The organism is Clostridium estertheticum (assembly GCF_011065935.2).
Taxonomy (GTDB): domain Bacteria; phylum Bacillota; class Clostridia; order Clostridiales; family Clostridiaceae; genus Clostridium_AD; species Clostridium_AD estertheticum_A.
The window spans coordinates 4,897,016-4,912,979 of the sequence record NZ_JAAMNH020000001.1 but is presented as its reverse complement, the minus strand read 5'-3'; the positions used below and the strand labels follow the sequence as shown (position 1 = coordinate 4,912,979).

Annotated in this window: 12 protein-coding genes and 3 pseudogenes; 12 read left to right on the top strand and 3 right to left on the bottom strand. The window is 32.6% G+C overall.

The features are described 5' to 3' along the window. Positions 1-16: 16 nt before the first annotated feature. From G9F72_RS23325 to G9F72_RS23310, 4 genes are all read left to right on the top strand, one after another. The gene (locus G9F72_RS23325) at positions 17-1,264 is read left to right on the top strand and encodes an exonuclease SbcCD subunit D (protein ID WP_164958087.1); all 1,248 of its coding nucleotides are present in this window, start codon (positions 17-19) and stop codon (positions 1,262-1,264) included. Further along, positions 1,251-4,886 (top strand): SbcC/MukB-like Walker B domain-containing protein, encoded by a 3,636-nt coding sequence (locus tag G9F72_RS23320; protein ID WP_164958088.1) that lies wholly within the window; start codon positions 1,251-1,253, stop codon positions 4,884-4,886. The genes G9F72_RS23325 and G9F72_RS23320 overlap by 14 nt, the downstream gene beginning before the upstream one ends. 578 nt (positions 4,887-5,464) lie before the next feature. Next, positions 5,465-5,734: a DUF1294 domain-containing protein gene (locus tag G9F72_RS23315; RefSeq protein ID WP_164958090.1), complete on the top strand. Its 270-nt coding sequence runs from the start codon at positions 5,465-5,467 to the stop codon at positions 5,732-5,734. 100 nt (positions 5,735-5,834) lie between these two features. After that, the gene (locus G9F72_RS23310; protein ID WP_164958092.1) at positions 5,835-6,080 is read left to right on the top strand and encodes a hypothetical protein; all 246 of its coding nucleotides are present in this window, start codon (positions 5,835-5,837) and stop codon (positions 6,078-6,080) included. Between the two features lie 571 nt (positions 6,081-6,651). Here the strand turns inward: G9F72_RS23310 and G9F72_RS23305 are convergent. The 3 genes from G9F72_RS23305 to G9F72_RS23295 form a co-directional block, all read right to left on the bottom strand. After that, positions 6,652-7,206, bottom strand: coding sequence for a GNAT family N-acetyltransferase (locus G9F72_RS23305; protein ID WP_164958094.1), 555 nt, complete (start codon positions 7,204-7,206; stop codon positions 6,652-6,654). Between the two features lie 83 nt (positions 7,207-7,289). Continuing rightward, on the bottom strand, positions 7,290-8,072 hold the full coding sequence (locus G9F72_RS23300) for a nitrilase-related carbon-nitrogen hydrolase (RefSeq protein ID WP_164958096.1): 783 nt from the start codon (positions 8,070-8,072) through the stop codon (positions 7,290-7,292). A gap of 227 nt (positions 8,073-8,299) precedes the next feature. Next, positions 8,300-8,593 (bottom strand): hypothetical protein, encoded by a 294-nt coding sequence (locus G9F72_RS23295; protein WP_164958098.1) that lies wholly within the window; start codon positions 8,591-8,593, stop codon positions 8,300-8,302. A 360-nt stretch (positions 8,594-8,953) separates the two neighbouring features. On the opposite strand from G9F72_RS23295, the gene G9F72_RS23290 reads away from it, so the two are divergent. From G9F72_RS23290 to G9F72_RS23255, 8 genes and pseudogenes are all read left to right on the top strand, one after another. Beyond that, positions 8,954-9,790, top strand: coding sequence for a YihY/virulence factor BrkB family protein (locus G9F72_RS23290; protein ID WP_164958100.1), 837 nt, complete (start codon positions 8,954-8,956; stop codon positions 9,788-9,790). Between the two features lie 590 nt (positions 9,791-10,380). Continuing rightward, positions 10,381-10,842 (top strand): annotated as a pseudogene (locus tag G9F72_RS23285) (NAD-dependent epimerase/dehydratase family protein); the annotation flags it as partial. 265 nt (positions 10,843-11,107) lie between these two features. Next, positions 11,108-12,292 carry a Coenzyme F420 hydrogenase/dehydrogenase, beta subunit C-terminal domain gene (locus G9F72_RS23280; RefSeq protein WP_164958103.1) on the top strand — a complete coding sequence of 395 codons (1,185 nt, stop codon included), beginning with the start codon at positions 11,108-11,110 and terminating at the stop codon, positions 12,290-12,292. Between the two features lie 417 nt (positions 12,293-12,709). Next, positions 12,710-12,832, top strand: a pseudogene (locus G9F72_RS23275) (NAD-dependent epimerase/dehydratase family protein); the annotation flags it as partial. After that, positions 12,826-13,044: pseudogene (locus G9F72_RS23270) on the top strand (UDP-glucose 4-epimerase GalE); the annotation flags it as partial. The pseudogenes G9F72_RS23275 and G9F72_RS23270, both read left to right, overlap by 7 nt. A gap of 21 nt (positions 13,045-13,065) precedes the next feature. After that, a complete protein-coding gene (galU, locus tag G9F72_RS23265) occupies positions 13,066-13,977 on the top strand; it encodes a UTP--glucose-1-phosphate uridylyltransferase GalU (protein ID WP_164958107.1) in 912 nt (303 codons plus the stop codon). Positions 13,978-14,002: 25 nt separating this feature from the next. Next, the gene (locus G9F72_RS23260) at positions 14,003-14,830 is read left to right on the top strand and encodes a beta-1,6-N-acetylglucosaminyltransferase (RefSeq protein ID WP_164958108.1); all 828 of its coding nucleotides are present in this window, start codon (positions 14,003-14,005) and stop codon (positions 14,828-14,830) included. Positions 14,831-14,903: 73 nt separating this feature from the next. After that, positions 14,904-15,692, top strand: coding sequence for a glycosyl hydrolase family 28-related protein (locus G9F72_RS23255; protein WP_164958110.1), 789 nt, complete (start codon positions 14,904-14,906; stop codon positions 15,690-15,692). The last annotated feature ends 272 nt before the right edge of the window (positions 15,693-15,964 follow it).

Genomic DNA, 15,964 nt, shown 5'->3' with positions numbered 1-15,964 from the left:
GAAAGGGGAGAATAAAATGAGAATACTTCATACCTCTGATTGGCATCTAGGAAAGACCTTAGAGCAATATAGTAGGCTAGAGGAACAGGAAGAATTTCTAGAAGAATTTATAGAAATAGTGGGAAACAATAATATAGATTTAGTACTTATAGCTGGAGATATCTATGACAATGGAAATCCTCCAGCAAAGGCGGAGGCCATGTTTTATAGCACCATTAAGAGAATCACAAGTAGTGGTAAAACTGCGGTGCTTGTAGTGGCAGGCAATCATGATAATCCAGAGAGGCTAGTAGCAGCTAGCCCCCTTGCTTATAAGCATGGAGCAATACTACTCGGAGAACCAAAGAGCATAGCAAGGCAAGGTGATTTTGGAGAAGTTAATTCTGGGAACAAATGTGATTTCGAAATAATAGAAAGTGGTGAGGGCTATTTAGAACTTAGTATAAGGGGGGAGAAGGCAGTTGTTATAACACTGCCCTATCCAAGTGAAAAAAGGCTTAATGAAGTGCTTTCAATAGGTCTAACTGATGAAGATAGGCAAAAAAGCTATTCTGACAGGATAGGACAGCTATTTGAAACTCTATCCACTAAATATAGAGAGGATACCATAAATCTAGCAGTATCTCACCTCTATGTTATGGGAGGAGAGGAAAGTGGATCAGAGAGAAGTATACAACTGGGGGGAAGTCTTTCAGTTTCCCCATTGAAATTTCCGATACGTGCTCAGTACTCAGCCCTTGGACATCTTCATAGACCACAAAAGGTTCCAGGAACATCCGGAAAGATAAGATACTCTGGGTCTCCCATTCAATATAGCAAAAGTGAAATAAACTATAGCAAGGGAGCTTACCTTGTAGAGGTTAAAGCTGGGGTAGAAGCTGAAATATCACAGTTAATGTTCAGAAACTATAAGCCTATAGAAGTATGGAAATGTGATAGTGTGGAAGAGGCCTTAGAAAAATGTAAAACAGAAGGCGAACGAAGCATTTGGGTATACCTTGAAATAAAGACCAAGGAAATAATTAGCACAGAGCACATAAAGGAAATGAAAAAAAATCGCCGCGACATAGTTTCCATACAACCAATACTAGAAGGACAAGAGCGAGAAGAAGATTTAGAGGAAAGCCTACGAGAAAAATCCATGGAAGAATTATTTAAAGAATATTTTATAAAGGAAAAAGCAGGACTAGAGCCTTCAAAAGAATTAATGGAATTATTCTTAAGTATAGCAATAGAGGAGGAAGCAGAAAATGAAACCAGTTAATCTTAAAATAAAGGGCCTCAATTCCTTTGTAGAAGAGCAAACTATAGAATTTTCAAAGCTTACTGAAAAAGGACTTTTTGGTATATTCGGTCCCACAGCTAGTGGTAAATCTACCATTTTAGATGGCATAACAATAGCTCTTTATGGGAAAGTATCAAGAGAAACCAAGGAGTTTGTAAACACAGAAACCAATGTGGTAGAAATAAGCTACGACTTTGAAATAGGGGTAGGAAAAACTCGAAAGCTATATAGAGCAGAAAGATGTATAAAGAGATTAAAAACAGGAAACTTCAAAACTGCCTATGCAAGACTTATAGAAATAAACAAGGAAAATTCTGCGGAAAATAAAGTGTTAGCAGAAGGGCCAAAGGACGTAGAGGAAAACATTATAGACATTATAGGACTAAAGGTTGAGGATTTTACGCGGTCAGTAGTGCTTCCTCAAGGTAAATTCAATGAATTTTTAAAGCTTTCAGGAAAAGATAGAAGAAATATGCTAGAGCGAATATTTGCTTTAGAAAAATACGGCACAAAGCTTTATGAAAAAATAAGAACAATTAGAAATGAAAACATAAAAACTAAAAATGAGTTAGAAGGTGAAATGAAGGGCTATGAAAATGTTGGGGAAGAGGCACATAAGAAGCTCGAAGCATCACTAGCCGACTTAAAAAAAGAAGAAAAGGACCTACGATCCGAGAAAAGTACAATAGATAAACAATATGAAGAATGTAAAATACTTTGGGATTTACAAGAAGAAAAAAGCCAGTATGTAAAAAAGGCAACTGAGTTAAGGCTTCAGGAGGGTGAAATAAAAAGCAAAAGTGACCAATTTACTAAAGGCAGCGCAGCACTAAATGTAAAACCCTTTATTGATAATGTAGTTGAAACTAAAGAATCACTAGCTATAAATAAAACCACCCTACAAAAGCTAAACAATGTCTATTTATCAATATGTGAAAGGCTAAACATAACAAAAACCTCTTATGAGGGGGCCTTAAATAATAAGAATAATAAACTTCCTACCTTAATTGAAAAGGAAGTGGGCCTTAAGCAAGCTACAATTATTGAAGAAAAAATAAACATTCTAGCTAATGAAAAAGCTATTCTTTTAAATAAGCATAGTGAACTTATGATAAATATAAATAAAAACACTTTAAATTGTAATCTGTTAGAAACTAATAAAGCAGACACAGACAATAAATTAAAAGTTACAGAAGAAAGTCTAAATCAAATAGAAATACTGCCAGAATATAGGGAAAAACTGCAAAATACTTACAATATTGAATTAGAACTTTTAGCTATGGTGAAAAATGTAGAGGCGCTTAAAAATAAAGGACAAACCTCACAAAAGGCCATACAAATAACGGGTGCACGCCATAGTGAAGCATTACTACTTCAGAAAAGTAGTGGGAATAATTTAGTGGTTTTGCGAGAAAAAAATGAAATTCTAGCGAATAATTTCCCGGGAGATAATAATTTGTTGTTAGATAAACAGAACGCTTTTAGCACACTCCGAGATACACTAGAAAAAGCTGTAGAAAACCAAAAGATAGTGGAAGAACTACAAAAAAAATATACAATTATTAACATAGAAAGTGAAAAAGTTAACTTAGACTTAAAAAACAGGTCAGAAACTATAGAAAAGAATAAAGCTCAGCTTAAAACTATAGATACTGATATAAAAAACATAGAACTAGGTGGCATGGCCGCAGTTTTAGCATCTAATTTAAAACCAGGAGACCTATGCCCAGTATGTGGATCGGAGCATCATCCACAAATAGCCGAAATAATAGTAAACACGGACTTAGAAGGATTGAAAAATTTAAAACAATCACAGGAGCTAAACTTAGAAAAACTATCTAAAGAACTTCAAAAGGAGCAGATTAGGGCTGCAGAGCTTTTAAGAGATGCAGATCATATAAATAAAAGCCTTTCAGAAGTTTCTGAAAAACTTAGAGATTTAGATATGAAGGAGCTACAAGAGCAAAAGAACATAAGTGAAAAGGGATTACTTCAGTTTAGAGAAAACACAGAAACCTACAATAAGCAGAAAACTGAACTTGACTTAGCATTAGTTGTGCTTCAAGATGAAAAAAGCAAAGTGGATTTGGAGGAAGCGAGGCTTTCAGAAGGTTTAAAAAAGGAAAAGGAAGCATTAATAGCAATAAATGCAGACTTATCTATTGCCACAGAAAGAGTACAATTACTTCAGGATAAGTACCTACTTTTAAAAGAAGATTTGCAGAAAGAAGAGTACTTACGTAAGCAAGAGTGCTCACCTGAGAAAGAGGACACCCTTAAGCAAAAGCAAAGCGATAGTATGACACCTCCATCCATAAGTGAAAAAATAAAGCAGCTTAAAGCCACAGACAATGAAATAATAAAACTAACTGCCACAGCAAGGAAATACAGATCAGAGTTAGTAATACTTGAAAAGCAAAGAGATGAAGTGGATAAAATCTTAAAGGAACTTTCTACCTCAAAAACAGAAATAGAAACCAGTGGCAAGGAAAAAAGGGCAGAAATAGAACGGTTGACTATTCAAATTGTTGAGCTTTGTGGATTCAAGCCATCAAAGGACTTGACCCCTAAAATAGAAATAGAAAAGGTAAGAAATGAAATAAAAAACATAACTTCTAAAGAGGCAAATTTAAAAGAAATTTTAGAAAGAGAAAATATAGAAAAGCAAAATGTGGAAACTCAGAAAACAGGTGAAGAAAAAGAAAGCAAAATGCTTTTAAAATTACTCGCTACAGCAGAAGAAAAATTAAAAATAGCTTTAGAAGAAAATTTCTTTGATAATAGTGAAATAGCTATTCACTATTTAATTACAAGAGAAGCATTATCGCTTTTAGATAGTGAAATAAAACAGTACGAAGAAGTACTTCGTAGAATACTAGATAATCTGCAAAGAGTAGAAACTCTTCTTCGAGGAAAAGAAATAGAACCTGATTTTTGGGAAGGGTTAAAAGAAAAAAGACAAGTATTACAAAATGTTTTAGAAGAAAAAAACAAAGCTGTAGGTGCTGAAAATCGTGCACTAGAGGAAATGGAGCGAAAACTAAAAGAGTTCGCAGCACTTATAATAAAACGCAGCGAAGTAGAGCATATGTTGGGACTTTTAAGGGAACTTGACACCTTAATTCAAGGGAATAAATTTGTGGAATATGTAGCAATGAAGCAGCTGAAATATATATCATTGGAAGCATCAAAACGCTTAAAGGAAATAACAAGGGGACGTTACGCCTTAGAGCTTGACTCTGACGGAGCCTTTATAATGAGGGATGATTTCAATGGAGGAACAAGACGTGAAACCAACACCTTATCTGGTGGAGAAACCTTCTTAACCTCATTATGTCTTGCACTGGCACTATCCTCGCAAATTCAACTAAAAGGTAGTGCTCCACTAGAGTTCTTCTTCCTAGATGAAGGCTTTGGAACTTTAGACACGGATTTATTAGAAATAGTAATGAATTCACTTGAGAAGCTCCATTCAAGTACGCTTTCAGTGGGAATAATAAGTCACGTGGAGGAGCTTAAAAATAGGGTTCCTATAAAACTAATAGTAACGCCAGCAGAGCAGGGACAGGGCGGGAGCAAGGTCAAGCTCGAGTATACGTAAGGGTATAGCCGTTCTCCTACGTGCCTTGCAATAAGTACTTGAAACGTGAAATTGCATTAAGAAATTCTAATCTTTTGCGAAAATAAAATTCTCTACCACTCACACTCGCCATCCTGGCTCGGGTTCGCTAGCCTGCCGTCCTGGCAGGCTTACGAGAATTTTATTTTCGCAAAAGAAGAATTTCTAAATGCAATTTCAATGTTTCTTCGCTTCTTATTGCAAGTCACTTCGGAGAAATTTCATACTATTATGTATTTGGAGTTAAAAATGAATCCCAGAAGAAGGCCAAAAGGGAAAAGAAATTTATAAACCTAATTTTAATAATCAATGCCCAAGGTTTTTTAGCCGATAGGCTGTGCCTTAGCTATGTAGCAAAATAGAAAAGTTACTAATAGTTTTCCTAAGTTTACTTGTAAGCTAAAAGGCAAACGAAGAATTCAAAATGATAATAGCGCCCAAAATCTTTTAGCCCATAGGCTGCGTGTTTGCGCGATGTTAGTGCTTTAGGGGGTAATTATTGTTTAAGACAAGCATTTAATATATACTTAAATCACTAGAATTAAATTGGAGGAAAGAACATGAAATTTTTGCTATATTATATTTTAGCCATTAACTTATACGGTATTTTTGTGATGTATTCGGATAAGAAGAAATCACAAAAAAAGAGCTGGAGAACACCAGAAAGTACGCTTTTCACTATAGCTTTTGCATTTGGAGCTTTGGGAATATTTATGGGTATGCGATTATTTAGACATAAAACTAAGCATAAAAAGTTTGTTATAGGAATACCCTTAATACTGATAGTTCAATTGGTTATATTTTTTACATATATTTATAAGGTACTGTAATTTCCATAATTTAATCTCTGGAATTATTGCTTTTCGAGGGTGTAATAAAGATAATATTACATTAAAGAATACACAAGATATAATAGAAGGTGGTAATAGTATGGACGAAGAAACCATGAAAATGTTTAGTGGAATCTTGGACAGTAAATTAGGAGCTTTAGAGAATAGATTAAATAGTAAATTAGGAACTTTAGAGAATAAATTAGATAAAAATACTATGTTACTAAAGAATTTGACAAGTAAAGTTGAAACTATGGCAGAAGTACAAAAATTACATATGGAGCAGAATGAAAAAGCTCATAATGAACGTGTTATCTTCATGATGAAAAAGGAACTTTCACAGTAGAATTTATATTTAGACTTATTTCTTGCCTGTGTATAACTATTCTGTTAATTAGAATAAATTTGATGAGAATTGGACATATTGGAACCATTTGCCATGTTGAATGTATATTTAAACAAAGTTATCCTCTTTATGTGGATAACTTTGCTCAAATTGTGGATAAATTTTTAATTATCTGAAAATATATTATCTAAAAATATATTATAATATTAACTTTTCTCTATTAAAATAATCTAAAATTCTTAATTTATTGAAAAAAATCCCACTGATTTATAAAAATCAAAATTGATGAATACTACTGGAATATGTTACCTGTAATAATATTATAAAACACTTTAAGTTTTAATCAAATTCATATATAAACACGAGCCATATACTATCGTTAATGTGTCAATTGTGATGCTTGATAGTGAAATTCTTGGGGAAAATAATCAGTGATATTAACTTTCGAGTTAATATAGAAGTTATTTAGTACGCAAGAACCCCATTCCTTTAGGTGTGGGAGTTTCAGTGCTAGAAACATGGAAAATATAGCCTGTTAACTTTTTTATAAAAGTTGCAGGCCTTTTATTTTTTATTTAGTTTGCTCTAGTACATCTTCTACACTCACCCTCCACACCATATGGTTATCATCTTCTCCCCAATAATCCTTCAAATTATACTCCGGACTTCCGAATTTTTTGATCCATGTTTTCTGTGCGCTTTTGTATCCACTATCAAGACAAAATTCACTTATCCTATTCTTTTCTAAATGTGAAAATATTAGATTTAGCATCCTACTACCAATGCCTTTATTTTGGTAGTCTGGATGTACAAATACTGTGCCTATTTCCACTAGCTCTTTAAATTTTCCATTAGTACATGAAATGATTAATTCATTTGATGGTCCATATTCAATTGACCCGACTATTTTATCATATTCTTTAGCTATCAGAAAATATCTATTCTTACCATGGCTTTCTATATCCTGATTCAAACATTTTCTTTTATCTTCAATTTCTTCTACTATTATATCTACTAAATCTGAGATTCCATTTCTTTCAAAGGTATCTCTAAGTACAATCTGGAAAAACTCATTTATCAATTCAATATCTTCAAATTTAGGTCTACTAATTTCTATATTTTTCATAAGATAACGCTCCTTATCTTGGTTCTAATTTTATTACCTTCTATATCGAACCGGCTGAAAAAAATTGGAAGCAAGGGTTGAAATTAAAGCTGATTATATAAATTAAAATACAGCTCTTCTTTTCTATCCTTTTTAAGCCTAAAGGTTTCTCTAATCTGAGTAACATTTTCCTTGCAGATATCAGCTATAATTAGACCATCTTCCATATATAAGCTACTTATTATATTTCCTAGTGGGTCTATAATCATAGATTCGCCACTGTAGCTTAATCCATTTCCTTCCCCAACTCGATTTATACCTGCTATATAACATTGATTTTCTATGGCTCTTGCTTTTAGTAAGGTAATCCAGTGTTCACGGCGCTCTATTGGCCAGTTAGCTGCTACTGTAATTAAAGTGGCGGTTTTGGAAGCTATCTGAAATATCTCTGGAAAGCGTAAATCGTAGCAGATGAAAGGGGCAATAGTAAAATCGAAAGCTTTAAAAAACTCTATTTTGCTTCCACTTTGGTAAAATTCAGTTTCCTCTCCAAAGGAAAAAGGATGAATTTTAGTATAATTTACAAGCTCAACTCCAGAGGGAGAAACTACAGAGTATTTATTTTTACTATTAGAGGTGCCTTCTACATATCCAAAGCCTATGGAAATATTAAATTTAGAACTCAACTCTTTAAAAAATTCTGTGGTTTCATTATTAGTTTCTCCTATTAATGAAGTATTCATTGAAAAGCCTGTTAAAGCCATTTCAGGGAAAAGTATCATATCCGCCTTTTCAGTAGCTGCCTGTTTTATGAATCCTAATGCAGTTTCTTTATTCGTAGATTTATCTTCCCAAGCAATATCTAATTGTGCTAGCGCTAATTTCATGTTATTGACCCCCTTATTAATTCTAAACTCTTTACTGATAATATTTACAAGAATGCATTATTTAATAAACTAATATATTGAAATCTACAATAAGTCTATCCAATCTCTTCTATTATAAATTATTCTACATAAAGGCAATTCCTTTAATACCAATACAAATTTAGTCTTTTCAATAAAATTTCAATTAATATTAAAATTAACATACTTATATCAATTTAATAGTACTATTATTTATCTTTAATCTTAAATTTTGTAAACAAATTAGATACAAAAACTATACTTAAAAACCATAATATCGTTATAATTACAGCATTTAAACGAAAATTAGATTTAACTAAATTAATTAAAACTAATGCCCCGACCCCACCTCCGATTCCTCCTATCCAAGAACTGTTTTTTTTATTATCTATAAAAAGTATTTTTTTACATGTTGAGCATGTAATTCCACTAAAATTTGTTATATTCAATTTCAATGTTTTCCAAAATGGTATTTTATTATTACAGTTAGGACACCTTAACATAGTTCTATTTCCTCCTATCCAATCAATGAAATATGGCTCATAATATACTATTATACAAAATATTAATATATATTTCAAATATTTAGAAAATTACATATAAATTGTTAGGTGGATTTTCAATGAGACAATACAATATTTACGATATATAAAGTTAATTAACCCTGTATTTTCAATGGTATACTACCATCAACATTATTACCATATATAATTGTAGGGATAGAAAAGTTTATACAAAGGCAATTATGGGCAAAATAACTTATTGGTATAAAAATACAGAATAAGATATACTATTAAAATAGACAGATTATTATTTCACTTCAACCGTCCCTGTGAATTATCTACTGAAAAGGTGGTGACTGCATGTTCAATGATTTAAAAAAACTTGTATCAAGGGTTATTGATGATGATATTACTGCCTTGGCAGCTCAGGTTACTTATTATTTATTGTTATCTTTTTTTCCTTTTTTATTACTGCTACTTAGCATGCTAGGCTATAGTAATCTAAAGAGTAATGATGTGTTAGTATACCTAAGCAAAATAATGCCAAAGAGCACTTTTGATTTAATCTACACTACAGTTATAGATGTATTTGATAAAACAAGTGGTAATTTAGTATCACTAAGTATAATAGGTTTAATTTGGACTGGGTCTAGCGGGTTCACAGCTATAATAAAGGGATTAAATAAAGCCTATGATGAGGAAGAAACAAGGGCTTATTGGAAAATTCAAGTTATATCCATATTATTTATGCTAGGACTTGCAATGGTTATTATAGCTGCGGTAGCCTTAGTAGTATTTGGACAAATGATAGGTGGAATGATTGTAAGCAGATTCCATGTATCTAGTAAGTTTATATTAAATTGGGATATCATAAGATACTTAGTAACTCTAACTGGAATGGTATTTATATTTGCATCATTGTATCATTTTACTCCTTGCAGAAAACTTACCTGGATAGAAGTAATGCCTGGAGCTACCTTTAGTACCTTAGGTTGGTTGCTATCTTCTTTAGGCTTTGCATATTATGTGAATAATTTCAATAACTATTCTAGTGTATATGGCGGTATAGGAGGAGTGATAGTGCTTATGCTATGGCTTTATATTACTTCCATTATAATATTACTAGGTGGAGAAATTAATGCACAGTTAGCGTTTGAAAGAGAAGGTAAAGAAAAACCAAAACAAAAGAAATATTAAAAGACTCCGAAGTTCCTTGCAATAAGAGCTCGAAACACATAAGCTCCCTAGCCTAACGGATAAGAGATTTTGGTAGAATGATTTACTATGAGATCACCTACATGCAGAACATCCATAGACTACTTAAATTAGAAAATATGAAATCAGAAGCAACCCTTCTGATTTTTTTTTGCGTGGTGTTATAAAGAACCTTATGAGTACGCTAGCATCAATTATTATACTAAAAATTACAGTGATATGTGTAAATTAGAGCAGAGGACACGCCATTGTACTAATGTGATGGTGAACAATTTATCCAATTTTATCGAAAAATATTTAATGATATTAAATTATATATCGTGAAAAACAACAAAAATGGAAAAATGAAGAAGATATATGTCGTAAAAAAAGGAATATACTCAGAAATAACCCAATTTTAATAAAAAATTAACACACATTTTGTCGTATTATGATATACTCAACCATATAGTAAAAACAATGTCTTATTTAGCGATTATTTTAACCATATAAAGTTAATTGCATGCAATTATCATAAGGTGATACATATTAGGACGAAACGAGTGTAGAAAAATATCATATTGAGTTTCTGTATGCCAACTAATCTTTATGGTCCTAATGATAATTATGATTTGAATAATTCCCACGTTATGCCTGCGCTTATTAGAAAATTTCATGAGGCTGAGGTTAATAATGAATCTGTAGTTGAAATTTGGGGAACTGGAAAGCCACTTCGAGAGTTTTTATATGTAGATGATATGGCGGATGCTTGTGTGTTTCTTTTAGAAAATTATGATGGTGAAGAGCATGTGAACGTTGGAACTGGCAAGGAACTTACTATAGGAGAATTAGCAGAGATGGTGCAGCGCGTTGTTGGCTTTAAGGGTGAATTAAAATTTAATAGTGATAAGCCAGATGGCACTATGAGGAAGTTACTCGATGTAAGCAAGCTCAAAGAGACCCGATGGAAGTATAAGGTGGAACTAGAGGACGGAGTTAAGATGGCATACCAGTGGTTCAAAGAAAACTATAAGGGTAAGAGAAAAAATGCTTAAATTTAAAAGTAATTACTTTAAAGTGTTTATGTGATTTAATAAGATTCAATATGGACAGCATTTAAATTTAATTGGATTACCTGTTATTTTTAAGCAGAAAAAGGCAGAATTTTATAGGCACAACAAGCATTTTAATATTATTCGTAAAAATGATGGTGTATATATTTGCTTATTCCCTATTAATGTGGTTTATGGGTCTTAACGCCTATGAGAAGGATATATTTTCCACCATATTTAATAAAATAAAGAGGAGGAAACAAGCTCAATGATTAAAATAATGGATAAAAAAGATTGCTCAGGCTGCAAGGCCTGCTATAATATATGCCCCAGAAATTGTATTGAAATGAAAATAGATGGGGAAGGATTTTGGTATCCGAAAGTTGAAGTGGCCAGTTGCGTAGGCTGTGGTTTATGTGAGAGTGTATGCCCTGAACTCAATATTTATAAAAACAGCAGTTCCAGCTCTCGTCCCACTTGCATAGCAGCCTGGAATGTGGATAAAGCTACGCGAGAAAACTCTTCATCCGGAGGTGTATTTACAAGTATAGCAGAGTGGATATTAGATAATGATGGAGTAGTATTTGGCGCAGCATATGATAAGAAGCGCAATGTAATGCATACTGAGGTTCGTGAAATAGAAGATTTAAGTGAACTTAGGGGTTCAAAATACGTTCAGAGTGACATTAACACTACGTATAACAGTGCGAAAAAATACTTAGACAAGGGTAAAAAAGTGTTATATACAGGAACACCCTGCCAAATAGCAGGTCTATATAATTTTCTGCAAAAAGAATATGCAGAGTTATATACTTGTGATATAGTTTGTTATGGGGTACCATCACCTATAGTATTCCAAAAATATAAAAAAAATCTGGAACAAGAATATAATTCAAATATAAGCGGGATAACTTTTAGAAACAAGAAGAATGGCTGGAAGAGTTACTCCGTAGCTATACAATTTGAAAACGGTAGTGAATATAGTAAAACCTTTATAAATGATGCATATATGAAGGGATTTCTAAGAAACTATTATTTAAGACCCTCTTGCTATAAATGCTCCTATGCAAAGCTTCCTCGTATAAGCGATATAACTCTAGGAGACTTTTGGGGAGTAGCAAGTAAATACCCAGAGCTTTATGATGATGATGGAACTTCACTATTATTAATCAATACTGCTAAAGGAAAATCTATGATTGATGCTTGCAAAAATAATATTGAACATCATGAATGTGATTTAGAAGTTGCGATTGCGGGCAATCCTTCTATAATAAGCTCTGTAAAAGAGCCGAAAAAAAGACAAAGGTTTTTTGAGGATTTACATAACAGGGATTTTAATTATATAATTAAAAAGTACATGAGCCCTCCAACTTGGATTGAGAGAAAGATTATTTTTGGAGTGAGAGTACTTAGATTTATGAAAAAGCGCATATTGAAATTGCTCAAAAAATAATCACAACTGGGCTATCCAATTAGAGAAAAAGAGAAAGCTGTAGGTAAGGCTTTAATTTGTGCTAAAGGATTATCATCTTAAAACAAAGCAAAATAGTATAGTGAAAATTGGTAATTACTCTTACTAAATCTTCTATGTGCATTGTTTCTGGCTACTGATTATTAATCAGGTAATGGAGAAGATACCATTCATTCATAACCTATTACCACTTTATCAGCTAACTCAGTTATCAATAACACTTACACTTAACATTGGGTGCATAATGGTAACAAATAAAATTATTGGGAAGAAACCCTCCAGTAAATATTTAGGCTTTTAAAATCAAGCAATAGTGTATTATAATTAACCTTAGAAGGTATTAACCTTAGAAAGGTAAGAACAATAACTTTGAACTTAATTTGAAAGGGGTTGGGAATATTGGCTATTTTAGTTTGTGGTGGAGCTGGTTTTATCGGAAGTCATATGGTAGCAGAGCTAATAGAGCGTGGCGAAGAAGTTGTAATTTTAGATAATCTTCAAAAGGGACATAGAGGAGCACTAAGGAGGTTATAGAGGTTGCAAGAAAAGTTACAGGCCGTGATATAAAGTCGCAAATTACACCAAGGCGTGCAGGAGACCCAGCAGTACTTATAGCTTCTAGTGATAAGGCGAGAGCGGAATTGGGTTGAAGTCCTAAATATAATTCCCTTGAAAATATAATAGGAACAGCCTGGGAATGGCATAAAAATAATCCTAATGGGTATGAAAAATAATGATTTTAAGGAGATGTTTATATGAGAGTTAAAAAAGCTATTATACCAGCAGCAGGACTTGGAACCAGATTTTTACCTGCTACAAAGGCACTACCTAAAGAAATGTTACCTATAGTTGATAAGCCAACTATGCAATATATTATAGAGGAAGCTGTGGCTTCAGGCATAGAAGAAATATTGATTATTACAGGAAGAAATAAAAAGTCTATTGAAGATCATTTTGACAAATCTATAGAGCTTGAGCTAGAACTAGAAAATAAACATAAAGATGGCTTACTTGAACAGGTTAGAGATATATCAAACATGGTAAATATATATTTTATAAGACAAAAGGAACCAAAAGGACTTGGCCATGCTATAAATTGTGCAAGAGCCTTCGTTGGTAATGAACCTTTTGCGGTTATGCTAGGTGATGATATAGTTGATGCTAAAGTCCCTTGCTTAAAACAGCTTATGGATTGTTTTGATGAAAAGCAGACATCAATTTTAGGGGTTCAAGAGGTTAAAAAAGAAAATGTAGATAAATATGGCATAGTTGATGGAGTTCAAATTAGCGATAGAGTATACAAGGTTAATAACCTGGTTGAAAAACCGTCAGTAGATACAGCACCTTCAAATGTTGCTATACTTGGTAGATACATAATAACTCCAGAGATATTTGATATATTAGATAAAACTGAGCCTGGAAAAGGCGGAGAAATTCAGCTAACGGATGCTCTAAAGACCTTAATATCACAGCAAGATATGTATGCATATGTATTCGAAGGAAGAAGATATGACGTAGGCGATAAATTAGGATTTCTTGAGGCCACAGTGGAGTTTGCACTAAAAAGAGATAAACTCAAAGTTCCTTTTATGGAATATCTTCAGAGCTTAAAAGATAATGAGAACTTTAGTGAATTATATAAAAGTGTAGAAAAAAGTAAATTATAAAATGAGAAGGTGGTGGTAAATTAAAATGGATATTGCTTATTGTATAATTTGTCATAAAAACACAAACATTTTAAGAACTACCATTGAAATTTTATGGCAAGGTATACATGTAGATAAAAAAGCAAATATTGAGGATTTTTATGAGTATACTGATAAGGTTCATTTTATGGAGGAGAGAATAGATATCACTTGGGTTAGCTTCTCTCAAATACAAGCAACACTTCTGGTTTTAAAAGAAGTAGCCAAAAAAACTTATGATTATGTATGCTTATTGTCTGGAGATTGTTTGCCACTAAAAAATTCAGATGAGATTAGTGAATTTCTGATTAAACATAAGGGAAAAGAATTTATAGGAATACAAAAAAAAACAGACGCCAACGAGCTTGAAAACAATATTAAATTTGAACACAGTAATTTATATTTAAAAAGATATAAAAGTGTTTTAGAGTCTATAAAGTTTAAAATACAAAGACATGTAGGATCACCTAAAATAAATCCTGGCTATAAATCATTGCCCAGCTTGTATAAAGGGGCTAATTGGTTTTGTTTAGGTGGAGAGTTATGTAATTACATTCTCAAGTATTTACAAGAGAATTCTTGGTATAGTGCTGCCTTTGAAAAATCTTTCTGTGGAGATGAAGTGTTTTTTCAAACTATAATAATGAATTCTAAATATAGTGATAAAATATATAACTATAATGGGGGATATGATGATAATCATATCCCCCTTCGGTATATCGACTGGAATAGTGGTCCGGAATATCCTAAGATTTTAGCAGAAGAGGATTTTATAAATATTAAAGCAGTTGAAAATCAAGATTGTATTTTTGCTAGAAAATTCATGAAAATTTAGATATAGAGAAATATAATTTAGCCTTTAATATAAAGTAATGGTTCTACTGTAAAAGGAAGCTCGTAGGTGAAAAATGAAGAAAATTAAATTTAATAAAACTATTTCACTGTGTACAATTCTTTTATTAATGTTGATATTTTTACTAATGTATGCCAGTTCATACGTCAATAATAGATTTAGCTTTGTAGCCCAGTACACTAAAGGCAAGGTAGTTAATGTGAAAAGTTACGGTGCAGTGCTTGATGGAAAACATTTTGATGATAAAGCGCTTCAAAAGGCAATTAGCTCAATAAAAAAAGGTACAATTTATATTCCCAAAGGCACAATGCTAATAGGAAATAAAACAACTATTACTGTGCCAAGGGGCATAAATATTATTGGTGATGGTTTTAATAAAACCACAATAAAACAGGTTAACGGATATCCCTCAAATAAAATATTTAATGCTATGGGAGAGCAAAAGATTCAAGGACTTACCATAGACTCAAAGCTTGGTATAAAACCAAGTGGAGATAATATAGAAATATCAAGATGTAAATTTATAAATGCAGTGCAAGCAATTCAAGTAGCGGATACGGTTCATAAATTAACTGTAGACCACTCTGAATTCGAAAATAATCCTGGGTATGGTATTCTATTTAATAAAAACCCTTCCTACGATTGCATAATATCAAATTGCAAATTCCAAAATACGAAGGGTGATTTCATAGAAATAAATGCCCCATGCATTAGGATAAAGATCGAAAATTGCAGCTTTAAAGATAATTTTTGTACTGGACAGTGGGCGGGATTTGGTATTGGTGTTGCAGTAAAAGCTAAAGATGTTTCTATAAATAACTGCAGCTTGCCCTCTTTCGAGTGAGTTATAAAACCCTATCCAGCGGGTTATTTTTTTTCCCTGAACTTTCGTCCTACTGGCATTCGCTTTCTCCACAATCCCTTATCCTTTGGCATTGTAGCTTTCTTTCGATTACCCTACCTCTATCGAGGAACACAAAGGGCTTATCAAGTTCCACTATTAGTAGATTCAAATGGGGAAGCATCCCTCTCTACTCCGATGGATATATGGGTTACCTCATGATTGGATTGTTATTCAATCTTTCCTATCCATATTAAGCTTATTACATCGCAGTA